Here is a 19,976-nt window from a genome sequence, read left to right on the forward strand (position 1 = left end):
GTCCGCTGCGGCGCAAGCGAACGGCACGTCAGATGCCGAACAGGGGGAGGACGGATCGTGGACACGCGTGGCCGCACGCTGCTGGCCAAAATCTGGGACCAGCATGTCATCGCGCAGGTCAGCGATGATACCGATCTGCTTCACGTGGATCGCCATTTGCTGCACGACCTCGGCGGCTCCCGCGGCCTGATCGACCTCAAAAGCCGCAACATTCCCGTCCACAATCCCGAACTGACCTTCGCGACACCTGATCATGCGATTTCGACGGCGTCCGGGCGTGCCGGCACGATCAAGACCGGGCAGGAGCTGCTGGCGGCGCTGCGGACCGAGACATCTGCCAGCGGCATTCGGCTGTTCGACATCGACCAGCCGGGGCAGGGCATCGTCCATGTGATCGGGCCGGAGCTCGGTCTTAGTCTGCCCGGCTGCCTGATCGTCTGCGGCGACAGCCATACCTGCACGCACGGCGGCCTCGGCGCGCTGGCCTTCGGCATCGGCTCGAGCGAGCTCGCGCACGTGCTGGCGACCCAGACCATCATCCAACGCCGGCCCAAGACCATGCGCGTGACGTTCGACGGCCGGCTGCCGTTCGGTGTAACGGCGAAGGATCTCATCCTGGCCTTGATCGGCCATGTCGGGACCGCCGGCGGCACCGGTTATGCCGTCGAATATGCCGGCAGTGCGATCCGGGACATGCCGATCGAAGGACGGCTCACGATCTGCAATCTGTCGGTCGAGCTCGGCGCCAAGATGGGATTGATCGCGCCGGACGACGCGACCTTTGATTATATCCGAGGCCGGCCCTATGCGCCGCAAGGCGACATGTGGGAGCGCGCCGTTGCGGCGTGGCGGATGCTTCAGAGCGACGGCGACGCGGTATTCGACCGCGAGGTATCGATCGATGTCGCAGCGATCATCCCCCAGATCACCTGGGGCACCAGTCCGGAACATGTCCTTGGTGTCGACAGCCGCATCCCGGATCCCGCAGACATTGCTGATCCGGCGCGCCGCAACGCGGTCGAGATCGCGCTCGACTATATGGGCCTTGAGCCGGGCGCGCCGATCGCCGGCACGCCGGTGGATTGGGTCTTCATCGGTTCCTGCACCAACAGCCGCCTTAGCGATCTGCGCGCCGCGGCCGAGATCGCGCGTGGCCGCAAGGTTGCCCCGGGTGTGCGGGCCTGGGTCGTGCCGGGTTCTGAGACCGTCAGGCGCGATGCGATGGCCGAGGGGCTCGACAAGATCTTTACCGACGCAGGATTCGAATGGCGCGAGCCGGGATGCTCGATGTGCCTTGCCGCAAACGGCGAAACCGTGCCGCCGGGCCAGCGTTCGGTGTCGACGTCGAACCGGAATTTCATCGGCCGGCAAGGGCCGCGTGCCCGCACCCATCTGGCGAGCCCGGCCATGGCCGTGGCGGCGGCGGTATCGGGCGCCATCGCCGACGTCCGAACGATGGAGCGCTAGATGGCGCAGCCTTTCACCAAACTGACCGCAATTGCCGCGCCGATCATGCGCACCAATGTCGATACCGACGTTATCATCAGCATCAACCGCATGATCGGAAATTCCGTCCGCGGCAGTCTCGGCAAATGGGCGTTCGGATCGCTCCGCTACCTGCCTGACGGTTCGGACAATCCGGAGTTCATCCTCAATCGCGAGCCTTATCGCGCCGCCGAAATCCTGGTGACCGGGCCCAATTTCGGCTGCGGCTCGTCGCGGGAGGCGGCGGTGTGGGCGCTGCAGGAAATGGGTGTCCGCGCCATCATTGGATCCGGCTTCGGCGATATCTTCTTTGCCAACTGCTTCCAGAACGGCATCCTGCCGGTGGTGCTGGACAAAGCGACCATCGACGGCCTCGCCGCGGAGATCGAAGCGAGCCAGGGCGCGGGACGTCTCAGTGTCGATCTGCATGAGCAGACGGTCACCTCGCCATCGGGCGTAAGGCACGTCTTCGAGATCGATCCGCGCCGGCGTGCGGGATTGCTCGAAGGCCTCGACGAGATTTCGCTGACGTTGCGGCGGGAGCACGAGATCCGCGCCTTTCAGGCATCCGACCGTGCCGCGCGGCCGTGGGTTCACTTTGCAGGACAATCGGAATGAACACGCTCTCGAACATGATCAAGGTGGCGGTGGTGGGCGGCGAAGGCATCGGTCCGGAGGTGACCGACCAGTCCCATCGCATTCTGAAATGGTTTTCGGCACGACGTGGCATTCCGATGGCGCTGCGCGAAGCGCAATATGGCCTCATCCCCTATCTGGCGACAGGCAAGGTGCTGCCGGATGACACTGCCGAGGCGATGGAGGAGGCCGACGCGATTCTCTGGGGAGCGACGGGTGGCCCGGAAACCACAGAGGTTCCTCCAGCAGCGCGCAAGGCGGGCAGCCTGCTGTCGCTGCGCAGCAAGTACGATCTCTATGCCAATCTCCGGCCTATCGTCGCCAATCCGGCGCTCGCCGACGCCGCGCCGCTCAAGGCTGAAGTGCTGAAAGGCGTCGACTTTATCATTATTCGCGAACTCACCAGCGGCATCTATTTCGGCGAGCCGCGCGGCATCGAAACGCTGCCCGACGGCCAACGCCGCGGCTTCAACACCCAGCAATACACCACCAGCCAGATCCGCCGGGTGGCGCGAACCGCGTTCGAACTGGCGCGGACGCGCAAGGGCCGGGTCTGCTCGGTCGACAAAGCCAATGTACTGGAAACCAGCGTGCTGTGGCGCGAGGAGGTCACGGCGCTGCATGAAGCCGAATTCTCCGACGTGGAGCTGACACACCTCTATGTCGACAACGCCGCCATGCAGATCGTGCGGGCGCCGTCGCAATTCGACGTCATGGTGACCTGCAACATCTTCGGAGACATTCTCTCAGATTGCGCCGCGATGGCGTCGGGCTCGCTCGGCATGCTGCCGTCAGTCTCGCTCGGGCCGCCGGACCGGCTGGGCCGCCGCAAGGCGCTGTATGAACCGGTCCACGGTAGCGCGCCTGACATTGCGGGCAAGGGCATCGCCAATCCGCTCGGCTCGATCCTCAGCGTCGCAATGATGTTGCGCTTAACCCTCAATCGGCCCGATGATGCCGGGCTATTGGAGAAGGCCGTGGATACGGCGCTGGCTGCCGGCGCGAGAACGGGCGATATCGCCGAACCCGGCGCAAAAAGACTTTCGACCCAGGAGATGGGCGATGCGGTGCTGAACGCGCTGGACAAGGTGGTCGGCAAGGAGAGGGAGCACGCATAATGAAAACTCGGGTCACCAGACGGGCCGCGTTGACGATTGTCGCTGGCGCCGGTGCCTCCATGGCGGCGAGACAGGCGTGGGCGGATGCCTCGTCCGGCCGCGTGATCTATCCGGTGGCCATTCCGATCTATCAGTCTCAATTCGTCGCCGACCGGGCGGGGTTCTTCAAGGAGGCCGGTCTCGATTGCAAGCTGATCCAGGGCGGCAGCGGGGTGAAGACGCGCGAGATCATCGCCTCGTCCCAGGGCGATATCGGTATCGGCGATATCACCCACCCGATGCAGCTCAGCAATCACGGCCGCAGCGCGCGGGTTCTGATGCCGGTCGATACCCGCAGCAACGCCGCGATATTCATCATCCGCAAGGATCTTTTTGATCAGGGCATTACCACCCTCGAGGCGCTGGCGAACTGGAAACGGCCCGACGGACGAAAGCCGATCGTTTCGGTGTCGTCGCTGGGCGGCACCAATCACGTCTGGGCCTCCTATTACATGGAAACCATGGGCCTGGACGACAAGGTGACCTGGATCGGCACCGGCAATGTCGACACCATGATGGGCACACTGAAAACGAAACAGGTCGACGTCTTGATCAACTCGCCATCGATCCTGAAGGATTCGATCGAGCAGGGCTGGGGCGCGCTGTTGTTCGATGGAACGGACGAGACGGTCTGGGCCAAGTACATCGGTGGCAAGGTTCCGGTCACGTCCCACTTCACCCTGCAGGCGACCATCGACAAGGACCCGCAGAAGATGCAGGCCTTCGTCACGGCGTTGTGGCGCGCTACCCAGTGGATCAAGGGGCACTCTCCGGAAGAGATCTATGATGCGATCGAGCCCTACGTCGGGAGCACGTCGCGCGATGCGAACATTTTCGACATCGCGATCATGAAGAAGGTTACCGACTATGACGGCCTCATCGACGAGGCCAGCTTTGCGCGCGGCCAGAAGGTCTGGTTTCGTGAAATGACCGGCATCAAGCCGATTGCCATGACCGACGTCGTCAATAACAGCTTCATCGAAGCGGCACGCAAGGCCTATCCGGCTTGACGGTGCAACTCATGCATGAGGCGCGGTCCGTTGCATCGCCCGAGATGCAGCGCATCGACGTGAGCGGCTTGTGCAAGACGTTCCAGTTGGCGGGCACAGCCATCGAGGCGGTACGCGACGTGTCCTTCAGTGTGCGGCGCGGCGAATTCGTCGCCTTGCTGGGGCCCTCCGGCTCGGGCAAGAGCACCGTCCTCAACATGATCGCGACGCTGGTCAAGCCGACCAGCGGTCGAATCCTGATTGACGGGACGCCCGTCGTTCCCGGACAGGCGACTCCGAACGTCGGTTATGTGTTCCAGCGCGATACCCTGTTTCCGTGGCGTACCGTCGCCGAGAACATCGGCTACGGCCTGCAATTAATGGGGGTCCCGGCGGCAGAGCGAAAGGAGCGTGTCAGTGCTTGTCTGAAGCAAGCCGGGCTGCAGGATTTCGGCAATGCCTATCCCTCGGCCTTGTCGGGCGGCATGCGCCAGCGCGCCGCCTTGATGCGAACGCTGGTCGTTGAACCGCAGGTTCTGCTGATGGACGAGCCGTTCGGCGCGCTCGACACCCACACCAAGATCGAGATGCACGATGTGCTGCTTCGTATTTGGGAACGCGAGCAGCAGACCGTGCTGTTCGTGACCCATGATCTCGGCGAGGCCCTGACGCTGGCAGACCGCATCATCCTGTTTTCCGCGCGGCCCGGCCGGATCAAGGAAAGCTTCGAGGTGGATTTCGCCCGCCCGCGTAATGCCGTGAAGATCCGGGAGACGCCGCGTTATGCCGAGCTGTTCCAGTTCATCTGGCACTCGCTCGGCGAAGAATTCATGAAGAGCCGCAGCCGATGAGACGAGCGCGTCGCCCCGGCAGAACCCTGGCCTGGCAGGCGTTGATCTGCGTCAGCCTATTGTCGATCTGGCAATGGGGGTACGATCTACACGGCCGTCTGCCCTGGCTGGTGCCGGATCTGCTCGACCCCTATTTCGTGTCCAAGCCGTCCGAGATCTTCGAGCATTTCCTGATCCTGAGCTGCCTCAAGTCCAAGCTCGGCGTGTTCAACGGTTGGTTCAATGGCGAATTCGGCCGCTGCATGGCGCGATCGGAAAACAATCTCTGGATTGCGACCGCCGTCACCCTGAAGAACACGTTCTTCGGTTTCCTCACCGGCGTCAGCAGCGGCTTTGCCGCAGGCCTCGTGCTGGGCCGCTCGGACCGGCTGAGCGCGATTTTCCAGCCCTTCATTACGGCAGTGAATTCGATTCCCCGCATCGCGCTCGCGCCAATCATCGTCCTGGCTTTCGGCATTGGCGATACCTCGAAGGTCGTAACGTCGTGGATCGTGGTCGTCTTTCTCGTCTTCTTCAATACGTTCGAAGGGGCGCGCTCGATCGATGAGGGTTTTGTCAACGCGGCCCGGCTGCTCGGCGCCAGCGAGTGGCAGATCACTCGCACGGTGGTCATTCCCTCGACCATGGCTTGGGTCTTCGCGTCGCTGACACCTGCGATTTCCTTCGCCCTGATTGGAGTGATCGTTGGCGAGTTCATCGGTGCGGAACGGGGAATCGGGCGTCTGATCATCGAATCCGAAGCGCGGGCGGAGGCATCGGGAATGATGGTCGCCGTCATCGTGCTGATGCTGGTCGGCGTTGCGCTATCCGCGGTGATCTGGCGATTGCAGGCCTATCTGCTGCGCTGGCAGCAGCACAATTTTGTGGAGTAAATGGACGGTGGATACCGCCTCAGCGGTCGACCAAATGTCAGGTTCGTAAAACGACATCATTGCGGGCTTGAGCTAGCCCAGCACGCGGCATAGGTGCGTGGCCGACGACGTAACTCGCTCCGGAACCGCGGAACCACAGCAGGCGTGGACACCAGCGCCAAGAGCTGGCGAGCCTGACGATTGCGATGAATATCAACCAGCTATCCTGGTCATATCCGGGAAAGAGTGCGTGAAGCGAGGTGACTGACGTTAGGCGGGATGAAAATGGGCCGGGCGTGGACTTGATGCCGGCATCTGGTTTTGGTGAAATATCAAGATCGGCGGGGCGTGCTGCTGGACTATCTAGGGAGAAGGAAGCACGAGATGAAAATGATCAAGGGACCGGCGATATTCCTCGCTCAGTTCACCGCGGACACGGCGCCGTTCAACTCCTTGGACGCGATCTGCAGATGGGCCGCTTCGCTAGGTTATGAGGGAATTCAGATTCCGAGCTGGGATGGGCGGGTCTTCGACCTCAACAAGGCTTCGGAGTCCCAGGATTATGCTGACGAGGTAAAGGGGATCGCGGCCGAACACGGCCTGTCCATCACCGAACTTTCAACCCATCTCCAGGGCCAGCTCGTCGCCGTTCATCCGGCCTATGACGCTGCGTTCGACGGCTTCGCCGTGCCGGAGGTGCGCGGCAATCCCCAGGCACGCACCGAATGGGCCGTTGATCAGGTCAAGCGCGCAATTCGGGCGTCACGCCGCCTCGGGCTCACGGCGCACGCGACGTTCTCCGGCGCATTGGCCTGGCCCTATGTCTATCCCTGGCCGCAGCGTCCAGCCGGCCTCATCGAGGCCGCCTTCGACGAGCTTGCCAGGCGCTGGCAGCCGATCCTCGACTATGCTGACGAGCACGGCGTTGATCTCGCCTATGAGATCCACCCCGGCGAGGACCTTCACGACGGCGTCTCATATGAGATGTTTCTCGAGCGGGTGAAGAACCACAAGCGAGCGAACCTGCTCTATGACCCCTCGCACTTCGTGCTGCAGCAGCTCGACTACCTCGACTACATTGACATCTACCATGAGCGCATCAAAGCCTTCCACGTCAAGGACGCCGAGTTCAACCCGACGGGCCGCCAGGGTGTTTATGGCGGGTTCCAGAGCTGGGTTGACCGCGCCGGCCGCTTCCGCTCCCTGGGCGATGGGCAGATCGATTTTGCTGCAATCTTCTCCAAACTCACTCAGTACGATTACGGCAGCTGGGCGGTGCTGGAATGGGAATGTGCACTGAAGCACCCTGAGCAAGGCGCGCGCGAGGGCGCGGAATTCATAAGAAGGCACATCATTCGGGTGACCGAGAAGTCCTTCGATGATTTTGCGGGCTCCGGCACCGACGAGCGGATGAACCGCAAGATGCTCGGTCTCTCCTGAGCGAGGAATAAGCCATGGTCATTGAGGCAGGCAGCGAGGGCGCAGGTCAGCGCCGTATCCGGCTGGGCATGGTCGGCGGCGGCCAGGGGGCTTTCATCGGCGCCGTCCACCGCATGGCCGCGCGGATCGACGATCAGTTCGAACTTATCGCCGGTGCGTTGGCGTCGGATCCGGTCCGGGCCAAAGCCTCGGCGAAGGAGCTCGGTATTGCCGACGACCGTGCCTATGGCTCGTTCGAAGAGATGGCCAAGGCCGAGGCCGCACGGGCGGACGGCATCGAGGCGGTGTCGATCGTGACCCCCAACCACATGCACGGGCCGGTTGCCAAGGCGTTCCTTGAAGCCGGCATCCACGTCATCTGCGACAAACCGCTCACGACGACCGTCGCCGAGGCCGAGGAGCTGATGGAGTTGGTCAAGACGGCGGGCAAGGTCTTCGTCGTAACCCACAACTACACCGGCTATCCCATGGTACGACAGGCCCGCGCCATGATCGCAAACGGGGATCTCGGCGAGATCCGGCTCGTTCGGGCCGAATATTTGCAGGATTGGCTGACCGAGCGATTGGAGGCAAGCGGCCATAAGCAGGCCGCGTGGCGCACGGACCCGAGCCGTTCCGGCGCTGGCGGTTGCATCGGCGACATCGGCACCCACGCCTACAATCTCGCCTGCTTCGTCACGGGACTCGAGCTTGACGAGCTGCTCGCCCAACTCTCCACCTTCGTCGGCGGCCGGCGTCTCGATGACGATGTCCAGATCCTCCTCAAATGGAAAGGAGGTGCCAAAGGCATGCTTTGGGCAAGCCAGGTCGCAGTCGGCAATGAAAACGGCCTGACGCTGCGCGTCTATGGCACCAAGGGCGGCCTCGAATGGGCACAAGAGAATCCGAACTATCTCTGGTTCACGCCGTATGGACAGCCCAAGCAACTCCTGACCCGCGGCGGTGCCGGCGCGCTGGGCGACGCCGCCCGCGTCACCCGCGTGCCATCGGGGCACCCCGAGGGTTATCTCGAAGGTTTTGCAACGATCTATGCCGAGGCAGCGCGCGCCATTCGCGCAAGACAGGCCGGCAAGGCACCGGATCCGGCGGTCATTTTCCCAACCATCGAGGATGGCCTCGCCGGTGTGAAATTCATCGAAGCTGCGGTGAACTCATCCGCGAGCAATGGGACCTGGGTTCGGATCACGTAATGGCGGCTTGCTGAAGGGCGACTAGCGGATCTCGTTCGAATAGTGGTGGTTTGCCGTGGTTGCGCGATGCTGGCTGCAGATCGCAAGCGCGCCGGCCTGGTCATAGGCTTCCTCGTTGATGACCAGAACCGCGCTCGGCGAGGTGAGCTTGAGCAGGCGGCAATCCTCGTTATTTGCAAGCTCAGCCGCGACTTTCTCGCGCACGGCCGAAATGCGGATGCCGTAGGCCTCGAGGAGATGACGGTAGAGCAGGGCGGCCACTTGGGTGCGCTTGAGTGGAAAGCCGGGGATGCGGCTGGCGACAAGCACGATGCGCGAATGCAGGATCGGCGCGCGGGCAACGCGCCGCACGCGATGCAGGCGAAGCAGAGGTTCGGCGTCGGGGACGCCAAACAGCGCAGCTTCCGCAGCGGTCGCGGGTTCGATCGCAACTGACAGAACCTCGGCCTCGGACTGGAGCAGGCTGCCGTCCGCGCCCTGCAGCCGGAAATATTGGAAGAAGAAGCGCAGACCATGCTGCGATGCGCGGCCGGTCACCACTGTGCCCGTCTTGCGCCGGCGCATCAGCATGCCGCCGGCGGTGAGATCGGCCAGCGCCCGCCGGATGGTGCCGACCGCGACGCCATATTGGGTGGCAAGCGCGATCTCGCCGGGCAGCACCGTTCCCGGCGCAAGCTCGCCGATCAGAATCGCCTCGGCGATCTGCCGCTTCACGTGCTCGTAAAGGGGGACGGGCAGTCCCTCCGGACCGACACCGGGCACCTCTGCCGATTTGCTGACCAACGCTTGCCTCTTTCCTGGAATTGACAACGCCAAGAATTCTATTTCTATATAGAATATAGTTTTGAGCGCGCCGCAATGGTTTCAACCGCATCCCGCACGGGGCAGACACCGCCAACTCTGGCCGATGCCTTTGTCGTCCTCGATCATTCCGCCGCGATGGCGGTCTATGACCTCGCGCGCATGGTGGCGGTCGATACGTCGTTTCCGCCTGGCAGCGGGTACGATGCCTTCGCCGACCTGATGCAGGAGCTGATCGCGCCGCTCGGCCTGGAGTGCGAACGTGTTGTGGTCCCCGAGCATCTATGGCGTACGCCGGGCGTGTCGGTTCATGGCGCGCGGACCAATCTCATCGCGCGCCGTCGCTCCGGAAAACCGGTCCTGGGGCTTTATTTCCATGTCGACACCGTGCCGGCTGCGCCGGGCTGGGCCACCGATCCGTTCCGCCTGACGCGCGAGGGCGATCGCCTGATCGGCCTCGGCGCTGCCGATATGAAGGGGACGATCGCCGCGGTTCTGCTGGCGCTGCGTGCGGCCGACGCGACGGCACTGCCGCTGGCCTATGATCCGATGCTGCTGTTGTGCACCGACGAGGAGGCGGGGCTCTATCCGGGCGTGCGCTACTTGGCGGAGCAGGGCCGTCTCGATGGTCACATCCTCAACTTCAACGGCAGCGCCGCGCCGCGAATCTGGGCCGGCTGCTTCGGACTGTTCACTTTGCTGGTGCGCGTGCACGGCAAGGCTGCGCATGCCGGCGAGCAGCGCAGCGAAGGTGCCAATGCAATCGAGGCGGCTCTGCCCATCCTCAACGCGCTTGCGGAGCTGAAGCCCTCGATCGCGCGGCGCGCGTCAGGACTGCCGCCGCCGCCGCAAGCGACCGGACCGTTGACGGCGCAGCTCGATATCTCCGCGGCGCATGGCGGCCAATGTGGGGGGCAGATTCCGTCGTTGTTCGAGATCCTGCTGTGCCGGCGTTATGCGCCGGAAGAGGATTTTGCAGCGGCACGCGCCGAGATCGAGGCGGTCGTCGCGAAGGCATCCCGCGGCCTCGATGTCGAAGTAATCCTCACCGGCCATCTGATGCCGACGGCCGATCCGACCGGCCCGCACTCGCCGCGCTGGCAGCGCGCGCTCTCCGCAGGCTTCGGCTATGCGGCTGAGGATTTCGCCACATGGGGCGCGTCGGGCTGTTCTGACTTCGGCTGGGTGCAGCGGACCGGCATGCAGGAGGTGCTGTTGACCGGGCTCGGTCGCCCCGAAAGCCGCATTCATGCGCCCGGCGAATCCACTACGCTGTCTGACATTGTCGCGCTGGCGAAATCGGTGCTGGCCTATCTGTCCGTCGAATTCCGTCGCGATCTCTGTCCCGAAGCTGCTGATATCAGTGAGGACCACCCCGCATGCCGTCCCTGAGCCGCCGTCATGTCCTGGCCGGAACCGCGCTCGCGCTGACCGGTCTGCCGAAAATCTCTCGCGCTGCCGAGGCACCCACGCGCGGCGGCGTGCTGCGCATCTCCGTTGATCAGGGGGCGGCCGTGATCCATCCGCTCCTGGCGCGGGTGAATCCGGAATATCTGATCACCGAACTGCTCTATTCGAATCTGACCCGGCTGAAGCCGGACATGACGGTCGAGCCGGATCTCGCGCTGTCCTGGGAGGCTGATGCGGGCCTCCTGGACTGGACCTTCAAGCTGCGGCCCAGTGTGACATTCCATGACGGCAGCGCGCTTTCGGCCGACGATGTGGTTGCGACCTTCAAGGCGATCCTGGATGCCAAGACGGCGTCGCCGGCCCGCACCAATGTCGGTCCGATCAAGGAGATTACCGCGGTCGATCCGCTGACGGTCAAGTTCTCGCTGTCGAGCGCTTTCGCCGACCTGCCCGTCGCGCTCGCCTACACCAACGCCCGTATCGTGTCGGCGAAGACCACCGCGGGCGATCTCGGCAGCCTCGCGACCAAGCCGAATGGCACCGGGCCCTTCAAGCTCGCGTCCTACGAACCCGACCGCAAGATCGTCGTCGAGCGCAATCCCGCCTATTACGATCCCGCGCGGCCTCATCTCGATCGCGTCGAAGTGCTGGTCTATCCCGACCGCACCGCCGAGGCCTCCGCACTCGTCTCCGGGGATATCGATCTGATGCTGTCGACGACACCGGGCGAATATGAGCGCCTGGCGAAGGCGGCCGGTGTCAAGGCGCTGCGTACGCCGTCCGGCCAATTCCTCAACGTCAACATGGGCTGCGACCAGAAGCCGTTCAACGATGTCCGCGTCCGCCAGGCGCTGGCGCTGACCATCGATCGCGAGGCGATGGCTGGCTTCGTCGCGGGCGGTTACGGCACGCCTGGCAACGACACGCCGTTGAGCCCGGCCTATCATTTCTACAAAGACATTCCGCTGAAGAAGCCGGACATCGCCAAAGCGAAGAAGCTCCTGGCTGATGCCGGCTATGCGAACGGCCTCGACCTCACGCTGGTTGCCTCGGACAAGCCGGAGACACGGACGCAGCTCGGGGTTGCGATCCGCGAGATGGCGGCGCCTGCGGGATTCCGCATCAACGTGCAGACCATGCCGCACGCGACCTATCTCGATCAGGTCTGGAAAAAGGGCAACTTCTACGTCGGCTTCTACAACATGCAGCCGACAGCAGACGCGATCTTCAAGCTGCTCTACACCTCGGACGCCGCCTGGAACGAAACGCGCTGGAACAACCCGCGCTTTGACGAGGTCGTCAACGCGGCGCGGGCCGAGACCGCCGAAGCCAATCGCGCCGCGCTCTATGATCGGGCTCAGACGATCATGAACGAGGAGGTGCCGTCGGTCATCCCTGTGTTCTTCGACATCCTGGCGGCGCGGCGTGCCTATGTCGAGGGCTACGTGCTGCACCCGCGCGGGTCGGTTTATCTGCTCGACAGGGTCTCGTTCGGCGCAGGCGCGCCGAAGCGCGCCTGAGCGCGAGGACGGCTGGTGTCGCCCGTCTGGCTAGCGCGTCGATTGTTATTGATGGTCTATACAGTCATCATCGTCTGCGTGCTGGTGTTTGCCATCACGCAGGCGCTGCCGGCTGATGCCGCCCAGACGCTGCTCGGCGAGAATGCCTCGCCCGACGCGCTTGTGGCGGTGCGTGCCAGGCTCGGTCTGAACGATCCGGTCTGGCTGCAATTCGCTCATTGGGCATCGCGCGCCGCTGTCGGCGATTTCGGCGTTTCGATGCGTACCGGCCTGCCGGTCGCGCCGGAGATGCTGACCGCGCTGTCGCGCTCGTTGCTGCTCGCGCTGTGCGCGATCGTGGTCACGTTGATGGTGGGTGTGCCGCTCGGAATCGTCGCCGCGCTCCAGCAGGGCCGGCTGACCGATACTGTCACCAGTCTCGTCGCCTATCTCGGCGTGTCGCTGCCGGAGTTCGTCACGGCTACGGTCCTGACTTTGGTGTTCAGCGACAGGCTGCCCTGGCTCCCGGCGACCGGCTATGTATCGCCGCTGGAGGACGCGGCAGCGGCGATCGGTCATCTTGCGCTGCCTGTCCTCACCGTCTCGGTCATTCTGGTCGCCCATGTCATGCGGATGATGCGATCGGAGACGCTCGACGTGCTGCAGTCCGACTATGTCCGGGCTGCGCGGCTAAAGGGCCTGCCCGAGCGCATCGTGGTTGCGCGCCACGTCGTGCGGAACGCGCTGTTGCCGGTCATCACCATCATCGCGCTCGATGTCGGTTATCTCCTCGGCGGCATCATTGTCATCGAGGAGATCTTCGCCATTCCCGGCATTGGTCGCGCGCTGATGATCGCGATCACCACCCGCGACCTGCCGTCGATCCAGGCCGGCGCCATGATCATGGCTGTGACCTATGCGCTCACCAATACCGCGGCCGATGTCGTCTATGCGCTGATCGACAGGCGGATTCGCTATGATTGAACTGCTGGGTCGGCTGGTGCGCAAGCCGCAGGGCGCCATCGGTGTCGTGTTGCTGGTGGTGCTGGCCTTCGCATGTCTGCTCGGACCGTGGCTTGCACCTTACGCGCCGGAGAAGATGGATTTCCTCGGCCGCTTTCGTGCGCCGGGCTGGCAAAACTGGTTTGGTGCCGATCAGTTCGGCCGCGACGTGCTGAGCCGTCTCCTGGTCGGCGCCCGCTCGACCGTTCCGATGGCGCTCGCGGCCACGCTGATCGGCAGCGCCTCGGGTGCGGTGATCGGCACCACGTCGGCCTATCTCGGCGGCCGGGCCGACGAGTTCATCATGCGCAGCAATGATGCGATCATGGCGATCCCGGGCCTCCTGATGGCGCTGCTTCTGGTCTCAACGCTCGGCAACGGCGCCGGCAATGCCGTCATCGCTATTGCGGTGGCGTTCGCGCCGGGTATGGCGCGGGTGACGCGAGCGGTCGCGCTGGCCGTGCGCAATCAGGACTATGTCAAGGCCGCGATTGCCCGGGGCGAGGGGCCTGCCTGGGTGATCCTGCGCGAGATGCTGCCCAACGTGATGGCGCCGATCGTGATCGAGACCACGATCCGGGTGTCGTTTGCCATCATGCTGTTCGCGACCTTGAGCTTCCTCGGCCTTGGCGCCCAGCCTCCGGCTTCCGAATGGGGGCTGATGGTCGCCGATGCCCGCCAGTACATGCACCAGGCTCCCTGGGTGCTGATCGCCCCGTCAGCCGCGATCGCACTTGCCGCCATCGCCTTCAACCTTGTCGGCGACGGTCTGCGCGACGCGCTCAATCCGAGGGACGAGCGATGAGGCCGGCGCTTGCGATCAGCAACTACGGTCTCGACTACATCACGTCAGCCGGCCCCGTGCCGGTGCTGCGCGACATCTCGCTGGAGATCGCGCCCGGCGAGGTGCTCGGCTTGGTCGGTGAATCCGGCTCGGGCAAGAGTTCGCTCGCCTGGGCGCTGATGCGACATCTGCCGGCCAACGCCTGTGAAAAAGGGGGCTCGCTTGCGCTTGGCGACATCGACCTGCAACGCCTGACGGCGAAGCAGCTGACCCAGGTTCGCGGCCGCCGGCTCGGCATGGTGTTCCAGGACCCGTCGACGGCGCTGAACCCGACACTGACCATTGGACGCCAGGTTACGGAAGCGTTGGCCCGGCATCGCGGCTTGCGGCCGCGCGAGGCCGATGCGCTCGCCATCGAACTGCTCGGCCACGTCGAACTGCGCAATCCCGCCGCCCTCATGCGGCGCTATCCACATGAGATATCGGGCGGCGAGAAGCAGCGCGTCATCATCGCCACCGCCTTCGGCTGCAAGCCGGAGGTGATCCTGTTCGATGAGCCGACCACCGCCCTCGATGTCATCACTGGCGCGCGCATCCTCGATCTGTTCACGCGGCTGCGCACAGAGACGAAGGTGGCCGCGCTGTATATCTCGCATGATCTCGCCATGATGACGCGCACAGCGGACCGCGTTGCAGTGATCAAGCATGGCCGCGTGGTGGAGCAGGCACCGGCGTCCGAAATCTTCCGCCGCCCGCGCCAGGCCGACACGCGCGCGCTGGTCGCAGCGGTGCCGCGGCCCGAACGTCGGCTGGTTCACGACCGGCCGGAGGAGAGCGTCCTCCTCGCTGCGAACCGGATCGAGGTGCACTATGCACGCCGTGGCCTGTTGCGCCGGGCACCGCCGCCGGCGACGAACGCGGTCGATCTGACCGTCCGTGCCGGCGAGATCCTTGGCCTGGTCGGCGAATCCGGTTCTGGGAAATCCTCGATCGCCCGCGCGCTCACCGGGCTGGCGCGCTTTTCCGGCGACATCGCCTTCGCCGGCCGCACGCTGCGCAGCGGAGACGACATGGACCCGGCCTATCGGCGCGATGTCCAGATCGTGTTTCAGCACCCGGATTCCTCGCTCAATCCGCGCCATCGCATCGGTGAGATCCTGTCGCGCCCGCTGAAGCTGTATGGCGGCAATCCGGTCGACGTCGCCCGCCTGCTCGAGCAGGTGCGGCTGCCCGCATCCTACGCGTCGCGCTGGCCGCATCAGCTGTCCGGCGGCGAAAAGCAGCGGGTGGCCATCGCGCGCGCTTTCGCCGCTCGCCCGAAGCTCGTGATCTGCGACGAGATCACGGCGCCGCTCGACGTCTCGGTCCAGGCCCAGATCATCGAGCTGCTGCTCGCGCTGCGCGCCGAAACCGGCGCCGCTTATCTCTTCATCACCCACGACCTCAACCTGATCCGCCAGATTGCCCACCGCATCGCCGTGATGCGGCGCGGCGAACTGGTCGATTGTCTGCCCGTCGAAGCCTTCGATGCAGACCATGTTCATCCCTACACCCGCGAGCTGATGGCCGCCTCGCCGACGCCGGTCGGCTGATTGCAAGGATCTGACATCATGGACCACACGGCCCTTCTCGACCGGATCGACGTCGCGGGATCTCTGGACCTGCTGTCGCGCATGGTCCAGCATAAGAGCTACTCGAGGACGGACGGAGAGAAGCAACTCGCGACTTTCATGGCCGAGCGTATGCGCGAGATCGGACTGGAGGCCGACTTAGCGCCGTTCGGCAGCGACGGCCGCGTCAATGCTGTCGGCCGCTGGAAAGGGACGGGCGGCGGCAGGAGCGTGCTGTTCAACGGGCATGTCGATACCAATCCGGTAACCGAGGGCTGGACGGTCGATCCCTGGGCCGGCAAGGTCGACGACCGCTTCATCTATGGCATCGGCGTGTCCAACATGAAGGCCGGCGATGCTGCCTATTTTTGCGCGGTCAAGACGCTGATCGACGCCGGCGTGAAGCTGAGGGGCGACGTCATCCTCACCTACGTTGTCGGAGAGCTGCAGGGTGGGGTCGGCACCTATTCATTGATAGAGCAGGGGCTGCGCGCGGACTACTTCATCAATTCCGAGCCGACCGATTTGAAGGCGATGACGATGCACGCCGCCGCGTTCATGTTCATCATCGAGCTGGTCGGCAATACGCGCCATCTGTCGAAGCGCGAGCAGGCGGTCGATGCCATCGCCGCGGCTTGCGATCTCATTCCGCGTCTCAACGCGATGAAGTTCTCGGGTGCGCGCTCGCCCGCGCATGAGCAGATCAATCGTGTCCATGTCGGTGTCGTCCATGGTGCGTTGGGGCGCGAGCTGCACGAATGGCGTACACCGCAGGTCGCTGACTTCGTCCGCATCAAGGGGTCGGGACGCTATGCGCCGGGGCAGACCGAGGTCGGCGCCATCGCCGACATCCGCCGCGAGCTCGACGCGCTTCAGTCGCGTTTTCCAGGGCTAAAGGCCGAGATCATGTCGGAGGATCGCGCCGGCGTGCCGACCATGCCGCCTTTCGAGGTGGCGCCAGAAAGCCCGATTGTGAAGGCGATCAACAATGCCTATCACGCGGTGCGGGGCGAGGCCCAGCCGACCGGGCCCGTTGCGCCGAGCTGTTTCTATGGGACCGATGCCGGGCATCTTCATGTGTATGGTCGCATGGAGGGCATCGTCTGCGGCCCTGGAGGCCGGTACAACACCATGCCCGACGAGCGCGTCGACATTCCCGACTTCCTCGACATGATCCGCATCTACATGTTGACGATTCTTGAGATCTGCGGCTGAGCAGCTTGCTGGGACGGCGGGCGATCGACACGCGAGATAGTCCCTCGACCGTCATCAAAGGAGCCGGCCGCTTCGTCGGCGAGACGGCAACCCGGCTCCGTTGCACGGGGTAGGAAACATCGGCAGATCCCGATCAGTTCTCGAACGTTGCGAAAGCCCGGCGCACGGACTGCTACGGGGTTTGTCGCGCTATCCTATTCGAGCTGAGCGCCGGCCGGGTTCGATGAACCGCGGGCCGCTCGCTCAGCGCGCCTCGTCGCGCAGGTGATACCAGTGATAGAGCATGCGCTGGCCGATGCGGCGGAAGGGCGAGAACGGATGCGTTGGCAGCGCCGAGGTAAAGATCGGCAGGTCCTGGTTCTCGAACCTTTGACCCGCCAACATCTGAGCCATGCGGCGTCCAGCCTGCGCCGAATAGGATACGCCGTTCCCACCGTAGCCGAGCGCGTAGACCAGTTTTTGTGCAGGATCAGGCCGGAAGATGCGCGGCATCATGTCGTGGCTGACATCGACCCAGCCCCACCAGGAATAATCGATGGCGATGCCCTGCAGGGGTGGAAACTTGCGGTGCAGTCCGTCGATCAGAAGCTGCAGATGCCGGTCATGGGACGCATCGGCGCCGGTGATGGCGCTGCGGCTGCCGATCTGCAGCCGGTTGTCCGGCAGCAGCCGATAGTAGAAGCGCAGGGTGCGGGTATCGGTGATGACCTCACGAGTCTTGAAGCCGGTGGCATCGAGCTCGGCCTGCGTCAGTGGCCGCGTCACCAGCGAATTAGAGAGGATAGGCATGCAGCGGCCGGCGAGCAGGGACGTCAATCCGAGCGAAGTATAGGCGCCGGTGGCGATGCCGACGGCATCGGCCTTCACCATGCCGCCGGGTGTACGCAGGACGAAGGCACCGTCGCGGCGCTCGATCTCCAGCACCGGGCTTGCGGTGTGCACACGCGCGCCGAGGTCGCGAGCCATTTTGAGATAACCGAAGGCAAGCTTGGCCGGATGCACGCCGGTGCCGAGCGGCTCGTGCACGGCGCCGACCGCTTCCGCCTCGTCGACAAAGTCGCGGCGCAGTTCCTCGCGCGACAGGACGCGGGAGGCGTAGCCGAATACATCGTTCAGCACCTTCGATTCGGCAGCAATCTTGTCGAGGTTGCGCTGGCGATGGGCGATATAGAGATGGCCGCCGCGCTGCGCCTCGCAGTCGATCGGGCTCGATCGGACCAGCTCTTCAAATGTCTCGAAGCCTTCCGTGACCTCCGCATGCATCCGACGCGCGACGTCGAGACCCCAGCGCTTGATCCATTGCGACCGCGTCAGGCGCCCGGATGCGTTCTGGCCCTGGCCGCCATTGCGGGTGCTGCAGCCCCAGGCGACGCCGTTGGCTTCGAGGACCGTAGCCTTGATGCCGAATTCGCGCGCCAGGAAGATCGCGCAGGCAAGGCCCGTATAGCCGGAGCCGACGATCGCGACGTCGGTCGCCGTGCCGGCGGTGACGGGTCCGTCGCTCTCCGGCGGCGTACCCGCGGTCGCGATCCAGTAGGTCGGCGCGTATTGGCGGTTGCGGCCGGGGCCGTCGGAGACCAGCGGATCGTAATGCGGATCATAGGGCGCGGGCGGCGCCGCGTGCATGTTCATCGCGGCACGCCTGTGCTGGCGGCCGGCTGCGGGGGGCGGTCCTTGCGGAACGCACTCTTGCTGCAGATCCTGTCGCCGCGGAATTCAAACAGGTCGCAACCCTGCACCTCGATGCGCTGTCCGTTCGCTGCTGTCGCGCGAAAGATCCATTCGGACAGGGCGCGGTCGCCGAACACCGCGTGGCGCGTGCACTCCCAAGTGACATCCGGCATGCTGGTCCAGGTTGCCTCGAAGGCGCCGCGAACTTCGGCGGCGCCGGCGAGACGGCGGCCGCAGATATCGGGGCCGGCGGCGGCATCAAACACGATGTCGTCGGTCATGCAGGCCATGACGCCCGCGCCATCGTGCCGGTTGAAGGCAGAGAACAGAGAGTTGAGAAGGTTGCGCCTGACGGTGTCGAGATCGGCCATGTCGCTGTCCTCCGCCGTCCGCGCGGCTTTTGCAGTTCATGCCCGTGTGCCAGCGATTGGACGCCAGCCCTAGAACCAGACCGGTTGGCATCTTGCGGCCAGAACTGGCATGGTGGGCGAGGGGCCGCTGGCTCTTTTCCGGTATGGCCTGGCCTGCAGATTGCGGAGGATGATCCAGCCCGGCGCCACGCATTTCCACGCGACGACTTGACGATGACCATGCAGGACATGGCCGTCGCGATTTGCGATATCGCCGTCACCGCGCTGCCGACGCCCGTCGTGATGCTGGGCGCGGCGATCTCGATCCTCGCCGCGGCCCTGGTGCGCGGCTTCACCGGCTTTGGCTTTGCCCTGACGGCGGTGCCGCTGCTCGGCCTGTTCCTCACGCCGTTGCAGGCAGTTCCGATCGCCGTGACCCTGCAGCTTCTGATCGGAGTGACCGACTTTCGTCGCGCCTCGCGCGACAGCGATTGGCCGTCGTTGCGCTGGCTGATCGTCGGCGGCGTCACCGGCTCGCCGGTCGGCGCGCTGGTGCTGAGCGTGGTCTCGGCGCCGGTGGCGCGCGTGCTGATCGCGGGGATCACGATCGGTGCCGTGGTCGTGCTCAATGCCGGGTTTCGCCTGGCAGCCGTGCCGTCGCGGGGCAGCACCGCGCTGGTCGGTCTGGCGGCAGGGCTCTTCAACGGGCTCGCTGCCATGCCGGGGCCGCCGGTGATCGTCTACTATACGGCGGGACCGTTCAGCCGGATCGCGGCACGTGCCTCGATGATGGTGTTCTTTCTCGTCTCGTCGATCGCCGCCTTGGTGAGCGTGGCGATGCTCGGCCTCATGGACTTGCACGCGGTGGTGCTGACCGTGCTTGGCATTCCGATCATGCTGGTCGGGACCTGGCTCGGCGACATCGGCTTCCAGCGCGGCAGCGACACGCTGCACCGGCGCGTCTCGATCGTGAGCCTTGCCGTGGTCGCGCTCGGCAGCGCGATCAGGGGATTGAGTGATTTATTGTAGTCACGC

General features: G+C 64.6%; 18 protein-coding genes. 15 read left to right on the forward strand and 3 right to left on the reverse strand.

All coding sequences use genetic code 11. The features are described 5' to 3' along the window. Nucleotides 1–57: 57 nt before the first annotated feature. From leuC to ACQR1W_RS24890, 8 genes are all read left to right on the forward strand, one after another. Nucleotides 58–1,467, forward strand: a complete 1,410-nt coding sequence (leuC, locus tag ACQR1W_RS24855; protein WP_434853260.1) for a 3-isopropylmalate dehydratase large subunit — start codon at nt 58–60, stop codon at nt 1,465–1,467. Next, nucleotides 1,468–2,103, forward strand: coding sequence for a 3-isopropylmalate dehydratase small subunit (leuD, locus tag ACQR1W_RS24860; protein ID WP_434853261.1), 636 nt, complete (start codon nt 1,468–1,470; stop codon nt 2,101–2,103). It abuts the gene before it with no gap. Next, complete coding sequence (gene leuB / locus ACQR1W_RS24865; RefSeq protein ID WP_434853262.1) at nt 2,100–3,239, forward strand: 3-isopropylmalate dehydrogenase; 1,140 nt, start codon at nt 2,100–2,102, stop codon at nt 3,237–3,239. Before leuD ends, leuB begins: the two co-directional genes overlap by 4 nt. After that, nucleotides 3,239–4,288: an ABC transporter substrate-binding protein gene (locus tag ACQR1W_RS24870; protein WP_434853263.1), complete on the forward strand. Its 1,050-nt coding sequence runs from the start codon at nt 3,239–3,241 to the stop codon at nt 4,286–4,288. The genes leuB and ACQR1W_RS24870 overlap by 1 nt, the downstream gene beginning before the upstream one ends. A 44-nt stretch (nt 4,289–4,332) precedes the next feature. After that, nucleotides 4,333–5,118 carry an ABC transporter ATP-binding protein gene (locus tag ACQR1W_RS24875; protein WP_434853264.1) on the forward strand — a complete coding sequence of 262 codons (786 nt, stop codon included), beginning with the start codon at nt 4,333–4,335 and terminating at the stop codon, nt 5,116–5,118. Further along, nucleotides 5,115–5,990, forward strand: coding sequence for an ABC transporter permease (locus tag ACQR1W_RS24880; protein WP_008966782.1), 876 nt, complete (start codon nt 5,115–5,117; stop codon nt 5,988–5,990). The genes ACQR1W_RS24875 and ACQR1W_RS24880 overlap by 4 nt, the downstream gene beginning before the upstream one ends. 363 nt (nt 5,991–6,353) lie before the next feature. After that, nucleotides 6,354–7,409, forward strand: a complete 1,056-nt coding sequence (locus tag ACQR1W_RS24885; RefSeq protein ID WP_434853265.1) for a sugar phosphate isomerase/epimerase family protein — start codon at nt 6,354–6,356, stop codon at nt 7,407–7,409. Nucleotides 7,410–7,423: 14 nt separating this feature from the next. Next, on the forward strand, nt 7,424–8,599 hold the full coding sequence (locus ACQR1W_RS24890) for a Gfo/Idh/MocA family protein (protein ID WP_434853266.1): 1,176 nt from the start codon (nt 7,424–7,426) through the stop codon (nt 8,597–8,599). Nucleotides 8,600–8,620: 21 nt separating this feature from the next. Here the strand turns inward: ACQR1W_RS24890 and ACQR1W_RS24895 are convergent, their stop codons facing one another. Continuing rightward, on the reverse strand, nt 8,621–9,382 hold the full coding sequence (locus ACQR1W_RS24895) for a GntR family transcriptional regulator (RefSeq protein WP_434853267.1): 762 nt from the start codon (nt 9,380–9,382) through the stop codon (nt 8,621–8,623). 75 nt (nt 9,383–9,457) lie between these two features. Here ACQR1W_RS24895 and ACQR1W_RS24900 point away from each other — a divergent pair, with 75 nt between their 5' ends. Genes ACQR1W_RS24900 through ACQR1W_RS24925 form a run of 6 tightly spaced genes read left to right on the forward strand, consistent with a single transcriptional unit; the run spans nt 9,458 to nt 16,920 of the window. Further along, nucleotides 9,458–10,792: a M20 family metallopeptidase gene (locus ACQR1W_RS24900; protein WP_434853268.1), complete on the forward strand. Its 1,335-nt coding sequence runs from the start codon at nt 9,458–9,460 to the stop codon at nt 10,790–10,792. Then, a complete protein-coding gene (locus tag ACQR1W_RS24905) occupies nt 10,780–12,330 on the forward strand; it encodes an ABC transporter substrate-binding protein (protein ID WP_434853269.1) in 1,551 nt (516 codons plus the stop codon). Before ACQR1W_RS24900 ends, ACQR1W_RS24905 begins: the two co-directional genes overlap by 13 nt. Before the next feature lie 15 nt (nt 12,331–12,345). Beyond that, a complete protein-coding gene (locus tag ACQR1W_RS24910; RefSeq protein WP_434853270.1) occupies nt 12,346–13,293 on the forward strand; it encodes an ABC transporter permease in 948 nt (315 codons plus the stop codon). Next, nucleotides 13,286–14,116 carry an ABC transporter permease gene (locus ACQR1W_RS24915; protein ID WP_434853271.1) on the forward strand — a complete coding sequence of 277 codons (831 nt, stop codon included), beginning with the start codon at nt 13,286–13,288 and terminating at the stop codon, nt 14,114–14,116. The genes ACQR1W_RS24910 and ACQR1W_RS24915 overlap by 8 nt, the downstream gene beginning before the upstream one ends. Then, nucleotides 14,113–15,687 (forward strand): ATP-binding cassette domain-containing protein, encoded by a 1,575-nt coding sequence (locus ACQR1W_RS24920; RefSeq protein ID WP_434853272.1) that lies wholly within the window; start codon nt 14,113–14,115, stop codon nt 15,685–15,687. The genes ACQR1W_RS24915 and ACQR1W_RS24920 overlap by 4 nt, the downstream gene beginning before the upstream one ends. Nucleotides 15,688–15,705: 18 nt before the next feature. Further along, nucleotides 15,706–16,920, forward strand: a complete 1,215-nt coding sequence (locus ACQR1W_RS24925; protein WP_434853273.1) for a M20 family metallopeptidase — start codon at nt 15,706–15,708, stop codon at nt 16,918–16,920. A 243-nt stretch (nt 16,921–17,163) separates the two neighbouring features. Here ACQR1W_RS24925 and ACQR1W_RS24930 read toward each other — a convergent pair whose 3' ends face one another. Together ACQR1W_RS24930 and ACQR1W_RS24935 are read right to left on the reverse strand one after the other, a co-directional pair. Beyond that, on the reverse strand, nt 17,164–18,552 hold the full coding sequence (locus tag ACQR1W_RS24930) for an NAD(P)/FAD-dependent oxidoreductase (RefSeq protein WP_434853274.1): 1,389 nt from the start codon (nt 18,550–18,552) through the stop codon (nt 17,164–17,166). Then, entirely contained in the window at nt 18,549–18,962 is a 414-nt protein-coding gene (locus ACQR1W_RS24935) for a nuclear transport factor 2 family protein (protein ID WP_434853275.1), read from the reverse strand. Before ACQR1W_RS24935 ends, ACQR1W_RS24930 begins: the two co-directional genes overlap by 4 nt. Before the next feature lie 213 nt (nt 18,963–19,175). Here ACQR1W_RS24935 and ACQR1W_RS24940 point away from each other — a divergent pair, with 213 nt between their 5' ends. Then, on the forward strand, nt 19,176–19,970 hold the full coding sequence (locus ACQR1W_RS24940) for a sulfite exporter TauE/SafE family protein (RefSeq protein WP_434853276.1): 795 nt from the start codon (nt 19,176–19,178) through the stop codon (nt 19,968–19,970). Nucleotides 19,971–19,976: the final 6 nt, after the last annotated feature.

Origin of the sequence: Bradyrhizobium sp. HKCCYLS1011 (assembly GCF_051167795.1) — a bacterium.
Classification (GTDB): Bacteria; Pseudomonadota; Alphaproteobacteria; order Rhizobiales; family Xanthobacteraceae; genus Bradyrhizobium.